Genomic DNA, 14,870 nt, shown 5'->3' on the forward strand with positions numbered 1-14,870 from the left:
AGCGCCCTGCCGCTCACACCGGCTGTGCCGCTCACACCGAATGCGCCACGGGGCTGTTCGGGAGGGCCAGCTTGATCTCCTCGCGGAGCTCCTCGATGCCGGCGAATCCGGAGTAGTGGCCGGTCAGCCGGTACATCTCGCGCAGCCGGTCCCAGGTCCGGTGCGAGGAGGTCTCGTTCATCGAGACCAGCGCCAGGCGGGCGTAGCGGTCGGCCTGCTCCGGGTCGTCGGCGATGAAGCAGGCGGAGGCCATCGAGATGTAGTCGAAGATCTTCGAGCGCTGGTGGCCGTCGGCCCGCAGCCGCAGGGCCTCCTTGGCGTGCTGCTGCGCGACGGTCGCCGCCGAGGGATCGTGGTCGGCGAGGGTGCGGAAGGCCAGCGCCTGCATGCCGTGCAGGTCGGCCTCGTCGAAGTGCTGCATCCAGGACGGCGGCGGCACGTCCCCCGAGGTGGACACGAACAGGTCCTCGGCCTCGCCCAGGGTGCGGCGCATCGCCTGCCCCTTGCCGAGCGCGGCCTGCGCCCAGGCCTCGATGGTGTGGAGCATGGCCCGGGTCCGGGGCAGGGTCTGCTCGCCGGAGCCGGACTGCGCCAGCTTCATCAGGTCGAGCGCCTCGTTCGGCTTGCCCAGGTGGACCATCTGACGGGCCGCGCGGGAGAGCGCCTCCCCCGCGCGCGGCCGGTCGCCGCCCTCGCGGGCCGCGTGCGCGGCGATGACGAAGTACTTCTGCGCGGTGGGCTCCAGGCCCACGTCGTGGGACATCCAGCCCGCCAGGACCGCCAGGTTCGCCGCCACCCCCCACAACCGGCGCTGGAGGTGGTCCGGGTGGTGGTACGCGAGCATGCCGCCCACCTCGTTGAGCTGTCCGACCACGGCCTTGCGCTGGAGGCCGCCGCCTCTGGAGGCGTCCCAGGCGCGGAAGACGTCCACCGAACGCTCCAGGGCCTCGATCTCCTGGGAGCCGATGGGCGCGGCCTCGTAGCGGTCGTAGCCCGCGGAGTCGGCCTGGAAGGCGTCCGCGTGGCGCTGCGCGTCCTTCGCGCGGGCGGGGTCGGTGTGGAGCCAGTCGTGCATGGCATTGCCGATGGCGGAGCCGGCGGTGAGCACGGCACCCGCGCTCATCAGACCGCGACGGTTGAGCATGAGGTCCATTCCCGTGAATTCGGTGAGGACCGCGGCTGTGCGTTCGGGCGCCCAGGGCATCCCGTCGGGGTTCTCCTGCTCCCCGTCCGGCTGCCCTTTGGCGGTGCGCCGTTGCCGTACGAACCCGAGGTCCTCGATGGTCACGACACGACCGAGCCGCTCGGTGAACAGTGCTGCCAGTACCGTGGGCACCGGTTCGCGCGGGGTCTCCCCCATGTCGATCCAGCGCCGCACCCGCGAGGTGTCGGTGGCCAGCTGGTGGTGGCCCATCGAGGCCGCCTGCCGGTTGACCATCCTCGCCAGTTCGCCCTTGGACCAGCCGGCCAGGCCGAACAAGTCGTTCAGACGGGTGTTTGGACCTTTGCTCACGTCAAGCCCCCAGGTTCTCGGCTGAGTTGACAGTAACCCCCCGTCAGATGCCGAGCGACTATTCGCCAGGGTTCGCCAGGGCACGCAATGTGGTCCGCCACCCACGCCGGGGTGTCAGGTAGGAATGCGCCTCCCCGACCCGGTCACCGGCGGAACTCCCCAGGGTGATGCACGGGATCCGGCGGGGCGGCGTACGCAACTCGTCGGCGCACGAAGGGATCCGTAACGCCATGTACGCAGCAACGACCTCCGTGTCCGCCCCGGTCCGGCCGCACCGCACTTTCCCCGCGGGCGGCGGCCCCTACCTCGAACCCGGCCGCCCCGCGGCACCGGCGCAGGGCGCCGTACGGGCACGGCGGATGCCGGGTACCGGATCGCAGCCGCTCAGCGGGAGAATCGACCTGTCGGGGCCCCAAGGGGCACAGTTGCGCACCGCACTCGCCTCCGTGCAGCGCATCTGTCCGGAGTTCGCGCCGGTCCAGGTACTGCGCCGCAGCGGCCGGTCGGTCCTGCTGGTGGGCACCACCGGACGGATGACGGCCGTCGCGAAGGTTTTACTGGATCACTCGCCCGAGTGGCGCGAGCGGTACCGGCACGAAATAGCGACGTACCGGACGTTCGTCCGGCACCGCCCGCAGGTCCGGGTGCCGCGGCTGATCGCCGCCGATCCGGAGAACTGCGTACTGGTCGTCGAGCGGATGGCCGGCCGGGTCGCCGCGCTCCAGCGGCATCCGGTGGAGGCCCCGCCGCGGGCCGACCTGCGGGCGGCGCTGGGAGCGCTGCGCCAGGTCAACGGCTGGCGCCCCGCCGACGAGCTGTTCGGACGGCCGCTGGACTACGACCGGCGGATCGCCCGGGACTACCAGCTGGGCCTGCTGACCGACCGCGACTTCGGCGATCTGCAGAAGCTGCTGCACGGGGTGAAGATGTCGGGCAACCCCTGGCAGTTCAACCACGGCGACGCGCTGCTGTCGAACCTGCTGCTGTCCCCGGCGGGTCCGGTGCTCCTCGACTGGGAGCACGCGGGCTGGTACCGGCCGGGCTACGACCTGGCCACCCTGTGGACGGTACTGGGCGACGCCCCGGCCGCGCGTGCCCAGATCAGCCGACTGGCACAGGCGGACGGACCGGCCGCACGGGACGCGTTCCTGGTCAACCTGATGCTGGTGCTCACGCGGGAGATCCGGATGTCGGAGACGGCCGTACAGCGTTCGATGCTGGCGACCGCCCCGGCGCAGTCCCTGCCGGCGGGCGCCGTGTCCTCGGGCGAGGAGCAGCGCCTGCTGCTGCGCCGCCTGCACGACGACGCGGGCATGGCCCGCAGGGCCGTCCGTGCGGCGGTGGGCACCCGCTGACCCGCTCCGCCCGACGGTCCCATCGGCCCTGTTCCGCCGGGCCCCCGGTCACCTAGTCCGCCAGCCACGCAGCCCGCAGTTCCCGCAGTGCGCCCATCCCGTAGTCCCGCGGCTCGTCCGGCCGCGGGACTACGGCGTGTTGCACACTGGTGTTCGCTCCGGCGTGCGCCGGAGCGAACAGGGGAGGGAAACATGCGCATACGCAATCTGGCGGCTGCCGTCGCCCTGACGGCAGGGCTCCTGGCGACGGGTACCGGGACGGCGATGGCGGCGGACGAATCGGGGCAGGTGATCGCGGGTCCCACCCCGTACGCCAACTCCGTCCCGGCCGGCGACGGGGACGGAGCCGCGCGCACGGCGGACTTCACGCCCCACCGGGCGACCTGACCCGGGCCCGACGGCCGGGTCCCCGAAATCCCGTGGTGCGCACATCCGGTGCGTACACCACGGGATTTCCCATGTCCGCTCCGGACGTGCGACCGGCGCGCATGCCTTGACTTCACATGATCCCCCGAAGACCTTTCCTGACTCAGCATCAGAATGCTGGACCCGTCCCCCACTCCCCTCTCCGCTGGAGCCTGCCCATGACCGCGAGAACCGCCTCCGCAGCGAGTTCCGAAGCGAGTTCCGCCCTCCCCTCCCGCCGGACGGTGCTCGCCGGCGCCGGCGCCGGGGCGCTCGCCGCCACCGTGCTGCCGGCCGCCGTCGCGCATGCCGCGGACGGGCCCGTGCTCGGCGAGTACGACGTCGTCGTGGTCGGCTCCGGGGCGGCCGGAATGACCGCCGCGCTCACCGCCGCCAAGCGGGGCCTGAGCGTGCTCGTGGTCGAGAAGGCCCCGACCTTCGGCGGCTCGGCTGCCCGCTCCGGCGCCGGGATCTGGCTGCCCAACAACTCGGTGATCCTGGGCGCGGGCGTCCCGGACACCCCGGCGAAGGCGGCACAGTACCTGGCGGCCGTCGTCGGCAACGGCTCCTCCGCGGAGCGGCAGGCGGCCTTCCTCGCCAACGGGCCCCGCATGCTGGACTTCGTGATGGCCAACAGCCCGCTGCGCTTCCGCTTCATGGACGGCTACAGCGACTACTACCCGAACCTCCCCGGCGGGCTCCCGAACGGCCGCTCCATCGAGCCGGACCAGATCGACGGGAACATCCTCGGCTCCGAACTGGCCCACCTGAACCCGGCGTACATGCCCGTGCCGGCCGGAATGGTGGTGTTCAGCCAGGATTACAAGTGGCTCAACCTCGCCGCCGTGAGCGCCAAGGGGCTCGCGGTGTCCACCGAATGCCTGGCGCGCGGCACGGCGGCCGCGCTGTGCGGACAGAAGCCGCTGACCATGGGCCAGGCCCTGGCCACCGGTCTGCGGGCCGGTCTGCTGCAGGCGGGGGTCCCTGTGTGGCTGAACAGCCCGCTCGTCGACCTGGTCCAGGAGGGCGGCGCGGTCACCGGCATCGTGGTGGAGAAGGCGGGCGTACGGGGCGTGGTGCGGGCCCGCAAGGGCGTGGTCGTCGGCTCGGGCGGCTTCGAGCACAACGCGGAGATGCGGGCGCAGTACCAGCAGCAGCCGGTCGGCACCCAGTGGTCGGTCGGCGCGAAGGAGAACACGGGCGACGGCATCCGGGCGGGCCAACGGGCGGGTGCGGCCCTGGCGTTGATGGACGACGCCTGGTGGGGTCCGTCGATACCGCTGCCGGACGAGCCGTACTTCTGCCTGGCCGAACGGACCCTGCCCGGTGGCCTGATGGTCAACGCGAAGGGCGTCCGCTTCGTCAACGAGGCCGCCCCGTACAGCGATGTGGTGCACGTGATGTACGAGAAGGACCGGGACGCGAGCGGCTCGCACATTCCGGCCTGGCTGATCGTGGATCAGAACTACCGCAACAAGTACCTGTTCAAGGACATCCTGCCGACGCTCGTCTTCCCCGACTCCTGGTGCCAGGTGGGCGCGGCGAAGAAGGCGTGGACCTGGGACGCGCTGGCCAACCAGATCGGGGTGCCGGCGGCCGCCCTGCGCTCCACCCTCAACCGGTTCAACGGGCAGGCGTGGAACGGCACCGACCCCGACTTCCACCGGGGCGACACCGCGTACGACCACTACTACACGGACCCGGGCGTGACGCCGAACTCCTGCCTGGCCCCGATCTGGGCACCGCCGTTCTACGCCTTCAAGATCGTGCCGGGTGACCTGGGCACGAAGGGCGGCATCGTCACGGACGCGCGGGCCCGCGCCCTGCGCGCGGACGGATCCGTGATCCGGGGCCTGTGGGCGGCCGGCAACGCGAGTGCGGCCGTGATGGGGCACAGCTACGCGGGGGCCGGATCGACGATCGGCCCCGCGATGACGTTCGGCTACGTGGCCGCGAACGACATCGCGGACGCGTGACCCCGCAGGACCCTGCCGGCTAGCCCTGCTGGAAGAGCTCGGCCGGGAGCGGCTTCAGCAGCGCGTAGAGATCGTCCGTGATCGGCCGGTCCCAGCTCGCGATGGTGACCAGCACGTTGTCACTGCGGTCGAACTGCACGCAGCTGATCCGGCTCTCGGAGAGCTTGATCTTCCGGACGATGAGGAGGTTGTCGCCCTGCATGACGGGGCAGTCCTCGGCGCCGGTGACCTCGACGTCCTCGTCGTTCTCGAGGGCGTCGAGGAGCTGGGCCACCTCGAAGGGGACCTGGCCCTCGGAGAGGTCGCGCGCGGGGGAACCCTCGGGGAGGTTTCCGATGATCATCGCGGGGCCGCGTCCGCCGAACAGGTCGTAGCGGAGGAAGACGCCCTGGCAGCTGCCGTCGGGCGCGGGCAGCAGCCCGGCCCCGAGATTGCCCGGCCAGTCCCCCGGGTCCATGGCCAGGACGTCGAAGTCCGGGCCGGCGGGTGTGGCGGCGCGGTGGCGGCGGAGGAAGGACATGCCGCCATGGTACGTGCCCTGCCGCCCTTCCCGGCCCTCCACCCCCGACCCCGCCCCCCGGCCCCGGCTGTGCCGCCGGGCTCCGCCCCCGGACCCCGCGCCTCGAACGCCGACGAGGCCGGAGACGGCCGGCGTCAGCCTGCACGTGCGGGCCGCGCCGGGCACGCCCCGGCCCCTCCGGCGCTTGAGGAGCGGGGCCCGGGGCGGGGCCCCGGGGAACGGGCGAAGGGTGGGCAGGGGACCTCACCCCGCAGGGCCCCCTGCCCCGGCGGGCCCCTCGGCGCACCGCCACCCCGGTCAGTGCACCGGCACCCCGGTCAGCGCACCGGGGCCGGGCCGGAGTCGGGCACGGGGAGGCACGGAAAGGTGCCGCCGCGCGCGAGCAGCGCGTCCGTGGTGGTGGCCGCCAGGCCGTCCGCCCCGCAGGCGCGGGCCGCCACCGCCGCACGCAGCAGGACCTCGCTGTCCCCCCGCTCCTCCCCCAGCGCGGCCAGCGCGAGCGCCAGATCGTACGCCGCCGGCGAAGCAGACAGCACCTCCACCGCCTCCTCCAGCAGGGCCGGGCGGTCCTGCGGCGAAGCCACCTCCGCGGCCACCCGCAGGGCCTGGCCGATGCCGGACGCGGCCCCGAAGGCGCGGGCCCGGCGCACCGCCTCCGCGGCCAGCTCCCGTGCCCGCGCCGGGACCTCCCCGGCCACCGCCCGGGCCAGGTGGAGCTGCCACGGGCACCAGGACGGGTTCTGGATCCCCCTGGGGGTCAGCCGCCGGTCCACCGCCTCCAGCTCCGCCGCCGCGGCCTTCGCCCGGCCGCGGGCCAGCAGCAGTTCCGCGTAGACCGTCTGGGAGTCGGGGAAGACGACCGCGGCCGGGAAGGGCTCCCCGTACTCGTGCTCGCGGACCAGTTCCCCAGCCTCGTCCACCCGGCCCCGCGCCAGCAGCGTGGTGACGAGGATCGCGATGGCGTACCAGTGCACGGGCGTACGCCGGCCCACGCGCTCGGCGAGGCGCAGCCCGGCCCGAGCCAGCTCCTCCGCCTCGGTCAGCCGCCCTCGGCGGTAGCGGATGTAGGCCCGCAGACTGTAGGCGAAGGACAGGTGCGCCCCGCGCCAGCCCTGCCGCTCGAACTCGGCGGTGCCCGCCTCGAACAGCTCCTCGGCCCGCTCCGGCCGGTCGGCGTACATGTGCACCATCGCGACGAGCACCGGGACTTCGAAGCCCCGGTCCGCGTACGCCCAGCTGAACTCGGTGTCCAGGACCCGCCCGGCATGGTGGAGGACCACGTCGACCGGCTCCCCGCGCAGGCAGGCGTCCCAGGCGCGCAGCCCGATGACGTAGCGCTCGGTGAGGTCCCGGCCGGTCAGCCGGTCCGCCAGCTTCGCGAGCCGCCGGGAGCGCGCCGGGGAGTCCGGCTCGGCGGCGTTGAAGGCGTCCCACATGAACTGCTCGGACTGCAGGCGCAGCCGGCCGCGTACGTCCTGGGTCTGCGGGATCTCCCGCGCGAGGCATTCCGAGGCCTCTGCGAGGCGGTCGCTGCGCGAGAGCACCTGGGCCAGCCGGATGACGATGCCCTGGCGCAGCGCCGGGTCCTCGAAGGGCTCCGCGAGGGCGGCGCGCAGGTGGTTGACGGTGTTGGCGGGCTCGGTGAGCAGGGAGGCGCAGCCCAGTTCGTACAGGACGGCCGCCCGCTCGTCGAAGTCCGGGGGCTCGCCGCAGGGCCCGTGCGAGCTGGCGCCGGGCGGCTTCGGGGGCGCCGGCCCGGAGGTTCTCGCCGGCGGCCTCGCGCAGGGTGCGCACCACCCAGGGGTCGTTCTCGGGATGGGTCTCCAGCAGGTGGCGGGCCGCGGCGGAGGGCCCGAGTCCCGCGTCGACCACGGCGGCGGCGGCCTTTCCGTGCAGGGCGACGCGCAGGGCGTCGGGGATGGCGCGGTACAGGGCGGTGGCGATGAGGGGGTGGACGAACTCCAGCCCGGCTTGGTCCTCGGCGGCCGCTTCCTCGGCGGCGGCCGACAGGATGCGGGCGTAGCGCAGCCGTCCGGTGGCGTCGAGGGCCTCCTCGGTGCCGAGTCCGGCGACGCGGGCGGCGAGTTCCCGGGGGATGTCGGTGCCGAGGACGGCGCAGGCCCAGGCGAAGCGGACGGTGGAGGGGCCGAGGCTGTGCAGGCGGGCGGACGAGGCCGCTGCCGCGCTGGGCGGCGGCGAGGTCGCGCAGCAGCGGGGCGCTGGCTTCGACGGGCGCGAGGCCCTTGTCCCGGACCTTCGCGGTGAGCTCGACGGCTTCGAAGGGGTTGCCGGCGGTGACGGCCCAGGCCTCGCGGCAGAAGGCCTCGTCGGCGTGTTCGCCGACGGTTTCGCGGACCAGGCCGGAGACGGCCTCGGTGGTGAGGGGTGCGAGGCTCAGCGGGCGGTGGCCCGCGCGGCCCGGCAGCGTACGGAAGGCCTCGGCGTGGGCGGGCAGTTCGTCGGCCCGTAGGCGACGACGAGGAGGAGCGGGAGGTGTTCGGCGCGCGGGGCGAAGGCGGCGAGCCAGGCGAGGGATTCGGGGTCGGCCCGGTGGGCGTCGTCCAGGACGAGGGCGACGGGGGCGCGCTGGACGACGAGGTGGGTGAGGACCCAGTCCAGTCCGTCGCGCAGGCCCTGGGGGTCGGGCGGGGCGCCCTGTTCGGCGGCGCAGAGCCCGAGGGCGGGGCCGACGATGGAGTACCAGCTGCCGAGGGCCTCGCGCAGTTCCGCGTCGGAGGTGCCGGCCAGTTGGGGCTGGATGAGCTGGCGGGCGACGTGGAAGGGCTGGCTCTGCTCCTGTTCGCCGCCGCGGGCGGCGAGGACGGTGCAGGCCTTGGCGTGGGCGCGGCGGCGGACTTCGACGAGGAGCGTGGTCTTGCCGAGGCCGGCGGACCCGGAGAAGGCGAGCAGGGCTCCACCGGCATCGGGGCCCGGGTCGGTGAGCTGCTCCAGGGCTTCGTCGACGGCGGTGAGTTCCGTGTCGCGTTCGAACATCGTGCGCCGTTTGCGGGTCCGGCGTTCCGTCATGGCTGGTACCCCCCCATGCCTGTTCGGGGGATCAGCGTACGCCCGCGCACGCGCACGGGAAGCCCGGTGCGGCAAACCGAGCTGATCTTCTCGCGCGGGACGCCGGCAGGGGTCGCGCCCGCCGTCTCAGTCCTGCGCGGAGCGGGCGGCGAGCGCTTCCAGGACGGCCACGGCCTCGTCGGCCCGGGCGGCGTCCACGAAGAGGTGGTCGTGGTGGTAGCCGGCGATGACGTTGCAGCTCAGGCCGTGTGCCCCGAGTTCGGTGGCGAAGGCCGCGGTGAGGCCGACGGCGTCGAGGGCGGAGTGGACGCGCAGGGTGATCCAGCCCGCGGTGTACGTGTACGGGAGCCCGGCGCCGTCGGCGTCCTCCTGGCTCAGTACGAGGGTGAGCCCCTCCGGTTCCAGGACGGAGGCGACGGGGGTGAGCCCGGCCAGGGCCTCCGGGTCGGTGTCGCCGGGGATGGTGCAGAACACGTACAGCCCCTCGTTCAGTTCGGGCCGCATTCCGCTCAGCAGCTTCCGCAGGTCGTTTTCTCCACTCATGCCCTCACCGTACCGGTCATCCCGTTATGACCGGTACGACACCGCTGGGTCAGTCGTCCTCGTAGAGCCGCCGGTGCCACCAGGCGCGCGGCCGGCCGCTCCAGTCCACCCAGCCCCCGGCGGACGGGACCGGGTGCGGGAGCGTGCGACGGCGGAACTGCTCGTCCAGGCCCCGCAGCACGCGGCCGAGCGCGGTGCGGGCGACCGGCGGCAGGGACCGGTACAGGTCGCCCAGGTCGTCCCGGACGACGGCGACGTCGACGCGCGCGCAGACTGGGCAGGCCCGGCACTCGGAGGGGACCAGGAGCAGGGCGCCGCCGGGCCGGCTCAGGAAGGTCCGGTACCGGCTTAGCAGGTCCACGATCTCGTAGGCCTGTCCGGGCCGGGCCCAGTGCGCGGCGGCCGCCGCTCGGGGCGACAGCCGGTCCACGGGCGGGAGTTCCCACGCCCAGGCGGGCGGTCGGCGTTCCTCGTACGTTCCTCGTTCGGCGCGCAGCGCGCCGGGCCGTCTACGCGGCATCGCCCTTTCGGCGGGTGATCGTCATGGCGGTCATGATGCCGAGGGCCCACCGGGTCCGGCAACGGGTTTACGGGGGCCCGGATCCCGGCCCCCACCGGGGCGGCGGCTCCGCACCCGGTGGTGCGCCGCACATCCGCCCCCTAGTGCCGTGACCGGAAAGGTTCACCGTGTCGCGGCGCCCGGCACGGCACCTCGCCGCGTTGTCGGACCGAGCCGGTACGTCCAGTACGAGGCACGGCCCTCCGCCTTGCGATGCGTCCCCTCGGCCCTTCGGGCCTGGGGAGACCCCATGCACCGGACGCCGCGACCCGGCAAACCTTCCCGGCCACGGCACTAGGTCAGGTCGAACTCCCCGCCCCGCGCGTTCAGGACGAACTTGCGCCACTCGTCCGGCGCGAAGATCAGCGAGGGGCTTTCGGGGCGGTCGCTGTTGCGCATCGCGATGAACCCCTCCACGAAGGCGATCTGGACGTCACCCGCCCCCCGGCTGCTCGACTGCCAGTCCGCCTCGGTCAGGTCGAGGTCCGGCTTTCCCCAGCCGGCCGGCGCCTTCGAAGTCATGCTCTCTGTCACGTGCGTGCTCCTCCCGGTACTCCCGGTACGTCGTCCCCGGGCCAGATTAGCCATCGCACGCCGTGCCGCACAGGCCACGGTGCGTCACTCGTGGCCGGTGCGGCACCCCGTCCGGAATCAGGTTTCCGCTCAGGAGGCCGGCTGCTCCGCTCCCACCAGCCACATCGCGAAGAACTGCGCCCCGCCTCCGTAGGCGTGGCCCATCGCCCGCCGGGCGTCCGGGACTTGGTGTTCGCCGGCCTGACCGCGCACCTGGAGGGCCGCCTCCGCGAAGCGGATCATCCCGGAGGCGCCGATGGGGTTGGTGGACAGCACGCCGCCCGACGGGTTGACGGGCAGGTCCCCGTCGAGTTCCGTGACTCCGGCCTCGGTGAGCTTCCAGCCCTCGCCCTCGTCGGCGAAGCCGAGGTTCTCCAGCCACATCGGCTCGTACCAGGAGAAGGGCACGTACATCTCCACGGCGTCGATCTCCCGGCGCGGATCCGTGATCCCCGCCTGCCGGTAGACATCGGCCGCGCAGTCCTTGCCCGCCTGCGGGGACACGAAGTCCTTCCCCGCGAAGAGGGTCGGCTCGCTGCGCATCGCCCCGCCGTGCACCCAGGCGGGCGGCTTAGGCGAACGGGCCGCACCCGCCCGGTCGGTGAGGATCATCGCGCACGCCCCGTCGGAGGACGGGCAGGTCTCGGAGTACCGGATCGGGTCCCACAGCATCGGCGAGGCCTGGACCTTCTCCAGGGTGATGTCGTGCTCGTGCAGGTGCGCGTACGGGTTCTTCAGCGCGTTGCGGCGGTCCTTGTACGCGACGAGCGAGCCCACCGTGTCGGGGGCGCCGGTGCGCCGCATGTACGCGCGCACGTGCGGCGCGAAGAACCCGCCGGCCCCCGCCAGCAGCGCCTGCTGGAAGGGGACGGGCAGCGAGAGCCCCCACATGGCGTTGGACTCGGACTGCTTCTCGAAGGCGAGGGTCAGCACCGTGCGGTGCACCCGGGCGGCGACGAGGTTGGAGGCGACCAGCGCGGTCGAGCCGCCCACCGAACCGGCCGTGTGCACGCGGAGCATGGGCTTGCCGACGGCGCCGAGGGCGTCCGCGAGGTACAGCTCCGGCATCATCACGCCCTCGAAGAAGTCGGGGGCCTTGCCGATGACGACCGCGTCGATGTCCGCCCAGGTGAGTTCGGCGTCGGCGAGCGCGCGGGCGGCCGCCTCGCGCACCAGGCCGGCGATGGAGACGTCGTGGCGGGCGGCCACGTGCTTGGTCTGGCCGATGCCGACGATGGCCACCGGCTCCTTGCCCGTCGTGCTCATGCTCGGTCCCCTTCCAGGACGGCGACCAGGTTCTGCTGGAGGCAGGGGCCGGAGGTGGCGTGCGCGACGGCCCGGTCGGACTCGCCGCGGTGGATGCGGGCGGCCGCCTCGCCGATCCGGATCAGGCCGGCGGCCATCATCGGATTGGCGGCGAGCGCTCCGCCGGAGGGGTTGACGGCGACGTCCCCGCCGAGTCCGAGCGCCTTGCGCAGCACGACCTCCTGGGAGGAGAACGGCGCGTGCAGTTCCGCGGTGTCCACCGGGGCCTCGAACACGCCCGCGCGCTCGGCGGCGATCCGTGTCGACGGGGAGTCGGTGAGGTCGCGCAGCCCGAGGCTGTGGGCTTCGATTCGGTGGTCGATGCCGGTGATCCAGGCGGGCCGCTCGCAGAGCCGGCGGGCCACGTCCCCGGCGGCCAGGATGACGGCGGCCGCGCCGTCGCCGATGGGCGGGCAGTCGCCGGTGCGCAGCGGGGCGACCTGGTACTCGCCCTGCGCGACGGCTCCGCTGAGCTGGGCGTGCGGGTTGGCTCCCGCGGAGGCCCGGCTGCGGGCGCCGATCGCGGCGAGCCCGGCTTCGTCGGTCTCGCCCGCGTCGATGAGCGCCTGGGCCTGGAGGGCGGCCAGGGCCACCGAGTCGGGCCAGAGCGGAGCCACGTAGTACGGGTCGAGCTGGCGGGTCAGGACGTCCCGTACGGATCCCGGGGAGGACTTCCCGTAGGAGTAGACGAGCGCGGTGTCCGCCTCGCCGGTCTGGATCTTGACCCAGGCCTCGTACAGGGCCCAGGCGCCGTCCATCTCCACGTGCGATTCGGAGATGGGGGGCCAGGCGCCGACGCCGTCGAGGGTCATGGTGAAGGAGAAGGCCCGGCCTGCGAGGTAGTCGCTGGAACCGGAACAGGTGAAGCCGATCTCGCCCGCCTTCAGTCCGGTGACGGCCAGCACCTTGTGCAGGACGGGCATGACCATCTCGACTTCGCTGAGCTCGTCGGTACGGCGCAGGTGGTCGCTCTGCGCGAAGGCGACCACCGCGACCTCTCGGGCGTATCGGGCCATCAGATGAGCTCCTTGTACACGTCGTAGTCCGCGTCCGGCTCTCCGGTGGGGCGGTAGTGGTCGGGGTAGCGGCCGCCTTCGGTCCAGACGGGTTCCACGCGCAGGCCCATGCGGACCTGGTCGTACGGGATTCCGCCGATCCGGCCGTGGAGGGCGAGGCCGGCGCCGTCCAGGGCGATGTGGGCGTAGACGTAGGGCACTTCGATGTCGAGGTTCTTGGCCTTGATGTTGACGATGCAGTACGTGGTGACCGTGCCGGCCGGGCCGACCTCGACCCGGTCGGTGGTGGCGACCCCGCAGGTGGGGCAGGCGCCGCGCGGGGGCACGTAGACCTTGTGGCAGGAGGGGCAGCGCTCGCCGATGGTCTTCTGCTCGGAGAGCCCGGCGATGTACGCGGTCTGCGCGCGGCCGGGGCTGTACGAGTAGTCCAGGCGGGCCTCGGCGACGATCCCGGTGACGGCGTCGGCGAACTCCCCGCTGTGCGGGGTCGCGTGGGCGCCCGGCTCCCCCTCCGCGGCGGGCTCGAAGCAGGCGATGTCGGTGATCGCGCCGGTCCGCTCCGCGGCCCACCGCACGCGGACCCGCATGCCGGTGGCGACCGCCTCGGGCCCGGGGGCGTCGAGGGCGTGCAGGAGGGCGGTGTCGGCGCCGTCGAGGCGGACGAGGACCCAGGCGAAGGGCGTGCCGAGGGGCTGGTTGGGGCGCGGCGATCCGTTCCAGGCCCAGGTGGTGACGGTCCCGGTGGTGCCCACCTCGACCAGGTCGCGGATCTCCTCGGCGGTGACGGGGTCGTACTCGACGGGCGGCACCATCACCTTGCCGTCGGCGGTCGTGACCCCGAGGACGACCCCTTCGCGCAGGCCGGTGAGGAAGGCGCTCTGCACGGGGCCGAGGGAGCGGGTGAAGGGGAACTCGACGACAAGGGGTGCGCGGAGGATCTCGGGTGGCGACGCGGCTGTCATGGGTGGGTCTCCGATGTTCGGAACGGGAACGGTTCGGCGCTGCCGGCCAGATCGAGCCTCGCCGGCGTGTGAGGAGCGGGGGGGGCGGCGCACCCGTGAACCCGGCCCCGCCCGGCGAACCAGGCACCGCCGGGCAAAATCAGCCCCGCCGGCGTTTGAGGCGCAGGGGTCCGGGGACTGGTCCCCGGCAACGGCGCCGCACCCGTGCCACGGTCCGGCACCGCGGGCGCGGGCGGGGCACGGGCCGGGCACGGCCCGACCGGCTACTCGCGCCGGTACACCGCGGGCCGCTTCTCGGCGAAGGCCCGCGCCCCCTCCTTGGCGTCGGCCGTGTCGAAGACCGGCCATCCCCGGAGGAGTTCGGAGGCCAGCCCCTCCGACTCGGTCATCTCGGCCGTCTCGTAGACGGAGGCCTTCACCGCCTCCACCGCCAGCGGCCCGCACGCGTTGATCCGCTCCGCGATCTCCAGCGCCGCTTCCAGCGCCGTCCCGTCCGGTACCACCCGCCCGACGAGCCCGATCCGCGCCGCCTCCTCGGCCGCGTACGGCCGGCCCGTCAGCAGCATTTCCAGCGCGTGCGTGCGCGGGATCTGCCGCGGCAGCCGGACCGTCGAGCCGCCGATCGGGAAGAGCCCCCGCTTGACCTCGAACAGCCCGAAGGTGGCCCCCTCTCCCGCGACCCGGATGTCGGTCCCCTGGAGGATCTCCGTCCCACCGGCCACGCAGTAGCCCTCGACCGCCGCGATGACCGGCTTGCGCGGCCGGTGGTGGCGCAGCATCGCCTTCCAGTGCAGGTCCGGGTCGACCTTCAGCCGGTCCCGGTACTGGTCGCCCGCCATGCCTTTGCCGGCCAGCGCCTTCAGGTCCATGCCGGCGCAGAAGTCCCCGCCGGCCCCCGTCAGCACCACCGAGCGGATCGTGTCGTCCGCGTCGGCCTCCAGCCAGCCGTCGTACAGCCCCACCAGCAGCGGCAGCGAGAGCGCGTTCTTCGCCTCGGGCCTGTTCATGGTGAGCACCAGCGTGGCTCCGTGGCGTTCCACGGTCAGGTGTTCTGTCCCACCCATTGCCGTCCTCCCGTCTCAAGACCTAGAACAGGTTGCAGGAGGGGCGGGTGCA

14 protein-coding genes are annotated in these 14,870 nt (G+C 73.4%); 3 read left to right on the forward strand and 11 right to left on the reverse strand.

Features of this window, described 5'->3' with window-relative positions; all coding sequences use genetic code 11:
- Positions 1 to 31: 31 nt before the first annotated feature.
- Positions 32 to 1,513 (reverse strand): DNA-binding protein NsdB, encoded by a 1,482-nt coding sequence (locus tag AC6CKD_RS17610; RefSeq protein ID WP_498328405.1) that lies wholly within the window; start codon positions 1,511 to 1,513, stop codon positions 32 to 34.
- Positions 1,514 to 1,743: 230 nt separating this feature from the next.
- Between AC6CKD_RS17610 and AC6CKD_RS17615 the strand changes: the two genes are divergently transcribed.
- The 3 genes from AC6CKD_RS17615 (at position 1,744) to kstD (ending at position 5,249) form a co-directional block, all read left to right on the forward strand.
- Positions 1,744 to 2,868 carry an aminoglycoside phosphotransferase family protein gene (locus tag AC6CKD_RS17615; protein WP_498328406.1) on the forward strand — a complete coding sequence of 375 codons (1,125 nt, stop codon included), beginning with the start codon at positions 1,744 to 1,746 and terminating at the stop codon, positions 2,866 to 2,868.
- Positions 2,869 to 3,060: 192 nt separating this feature from the next.
- Positions 3,061 to 3,255 carry a hypothetical protein gene (locus tag AC6CKD_RS17620; protein WP_498328407.1) on the forward strand — a complete coding sequence of 65 codons (195 nt, stop codon included), beginning with the start codon at positions 3,061 to 3,063 and terminating at the stop codon, positions 3,253 to 3,255.
- 197 nt (positions 3,256 to 3,452) lie between these two features.
- Positions 3,453 to 5,249 (forward strand): 3-oxosteroid 1-dehydrogenase, encoded by a 1,797-nt coding sequence (gene kstD, locus AC6CKD_RS17625; protein ID WP_498328408.1) that lies wholly within the window; start codon positions 3,453 to 3,455, stop codon positions 5,247 to 5,249.
- 19 nt (positions 5,250 to 5,268) lie between these two features.
- Here the strand turns inward: kstD and AC6CKD_RS17630 are convergent, their stop codons facing one another.
- From AC6CKD_RS17630 to AC6CKD_RS17675, 10 genes are all read right to left on the reverse strand, one after another.
- The gene (locus AC6CKD_RS17630) at positions 5,269 to 5,769 is read right to left on the reverse strand and encodes a hypothetical protein (RefSeq protein ID WP_150520950.1); all 501 of its coding nucleotides are present in this window, start codon (positions 5,767 to 5,769) and stop codon (positions 5,269 to 5,271) included.
- Positions 5,770 to 6,086: 317 nt separating this feature from the next.
- Positions 6,087 to 7,313 carry a hypothetical protein gene (locus tag AC6CKD_RS17635; protein ID WP_498328409.1) on the reverse strand — a complete coding sequence of 409 codons (1,227 nt, stop codon included), beginning with the start codon at positions 7,311 to 7,313 and terminating at the stop codon, positions 6,087 to 6,089.
- An 850-nt stretch (positions 7,314 to 8,163) separates the two neighbouring features.
- Positions 8,164 to 8,796, reverse strand: a complete 633-nt coding sequence (locus AC6CKD_RS17640; RefSeq protein WP_498328410.1) for an AAA family ATPase — start codon at positions 8,794 to 8,796, stop codon at positions 8,164 to 8,166.
- A gap of 126 nt (positions 8,797 to 8,922) precedes the next feature.
- On the reverse strand, positions 8,923 to 9,339 hold the full coding sequence (locus AC6CKD_RS17645; RefSeq protein WP_498328411.1) for an ACT domain-containing protein: 417 nt from the start codon (positions 9,337 to 9,339) through the stop codon (positions 8,923 to 8,925).
- Between the two features lie 49 nt (positions 9,340 to 9,388).
- On the reverse strand, positions 9,389 to 9,859 hold the full coding sequence (locus AC6CKD_RS17650; protein WP_498328412.1) for a hypothetical protein: 471 nt from the start codon (positions 9,857 to 9,859) through the stop codon (positions 9,389 to 9,391).
- A 333-nt stretch (positions 9,860 to 10,192) separates the two neighbouring features.
- Positions 10,193 to 10,420 carry a DUF397 domain-containing protein gene (locus AC6CKD_RS17655; protein WP_498328607.1) on the reverse strand — a complete coding sequence of 76 codons (228 nt, stop codon included), beginning with the start codon at positions 10,418 to 10,420 and terminating at the stop codon, positions 10,193 to 10,195.
- Positions 10,421 to 10,561: 141 nt separating this feature from the next.
- The gene (locus AC6CKD_RS17660; RefSeq protein ID WP_498328413.1) at positions 10,562 to 11,737 is read right to left on the reverse strand and encodes a thiolase family protein; all 1,176 of its coding nucleotides are present in this window, start codon (positions 11,735 to 11,737) and stop codon (positions 10,562 to 10,564) included.
- A complete protein-coding gene (locus tag AC6CKD_RS17665; RefSeq protein WP_498328414.1) occupies positions 11,734 to 12,792 on the reverse strand; it encodes a thiolase family protein in 1,059 nt (352 codons plus the stop codon). The genes AC6CKD_RS17660 and AC6CKD_RS17665 overlap by 4 nt, the downstream gene beginning before the upstream one ends.
- The gene (locus AC6CKD_RS17670) at positions 12,792 to 13,754 is read right to left on the reverse strand and encodes an OB-fold nucleic acid binding domain-containing protein (RefSeq protein ID WP_498328415.1); all 963 of its coding nucleotides are present in this window, start codon (positions 13,752 to 13,754) and stop codon (positions 12,792 to 12,794) included. The genes AC6CKD_RS17665 and AC6CKD_RS17670 overlap by 1 nt, the downstream gene beginning before the upstream one ends.
- Before the next feature lie 263 nt (positions 13,755 to 14,017).
- Positions 14,018 to 14,818 (reverse strand): crotonase/enoyl-CoA hydratase family protein, encoded by an 801-nt coding sequence (locus AC6CKD_RS17675; RefSeq protein ID WP_498328416.1) that lies wholly within the window; start codon positions 14,816 to 14,818, stop codon positions 14,018 to 14,020.
- Positions 14,819 to 14,870 lie beyond the last annotated feature (52 nt).

This window comes from Streptomyces sp. GQ60 (assembly GCF_059758875.1).

Excerpts from the sequence above, each read along its gene's own strand:
- AC6CKD_RS17670 (WP_498328415.1), bottom strand. The coding sequence starts at position 13,754 with ATGACAGCCGCGTCGCCACCCGAGATCCTCCGCGCACCCCTTGTCGTC.
- AC6CKD_RS17660 (WP_498328413.1), bottom strand. The coding sequence starts at position 11,737 with ATGAGCACGACGGGCAAGGAGCCGGTGGCCATCGTCGGCATCGGCCAG.
- AC6CKD_RS17630 (WP_150520950.1), bottom strand. The coding sequence starts at position 5,769 with ATGTCCTTCCTCCGCCGCCACCGCGCCGCCACACCCGCCGGCCCGGAC.
- AC6CKD_RS17615 (WP_498328406.1), top strand. The coding sequence starts at position 1,744 with ATGTACGCAGCAACGACCTCCGTGTCCGCCCCGGTCCGGCCGCACCGC.
- AC6CKD_RS17640 (WP_498328410.1), bottom strand. The coding sequence starts at position 8,796 with ATGACGGAACGCCGGACCCGCAAACGGCGCACGATGTTCGAACGCGAC.
- AC6CKD_RS17655 (WP_498328607.1), bottom strand. The coding sequence starts at position 10,420 with ATGACTTCGAAGGCGCCGGCCGGCTGGGGAAAGCCGGACCTCGACCTG.
- kstD (WP_498328408.1), top strand. The coding sequence starts at position 3,453 with ATGACCGCGAGAACCGCCTCCGCAGCGAGTTCCGAAGCGAGTTCCGCC.
- AC6CKD_RS17620 (WP_498328407.1), top strand. The coding sequence starts at position 3,061 with ATGCGCATACGCAATCTGGCGGCTGCCGTCGCCCTGACGGCAGGGCTC.
- AC6CKD_RS17675 (WP_498328416.1), bottom strand. The coding sequence starts at position 14,818 with ATGGGTGGGACAGAACACCTGACCGTGGAACGCCACGGAGCCACGCTG.
- AC6CKD_RS17645 (WP_498328411.1), bottom strand. The coding sequence starts at position 9,339 with ATGAGTGGAGAAAACGACCTGCGGAAGCTGCTGAGCGGAATGCGGCCC.
- AC6CKD_RS17650 (WP_498328412.1), bottom strand. The coding sequence starts at position 9,859 with ATGCCGCGTAGACGGCCCGGCGCGCTGCGCGCCGAACGAGGAACGTAC.
- AC6CKD_RS17665 (WP_498328414.1), bottom strand. The coding sequence starts at position 12,792 with ATGGCCCGATACGCCCGAGAGGTCGCGGTGGTCGCCTTCGCGCAGAGC.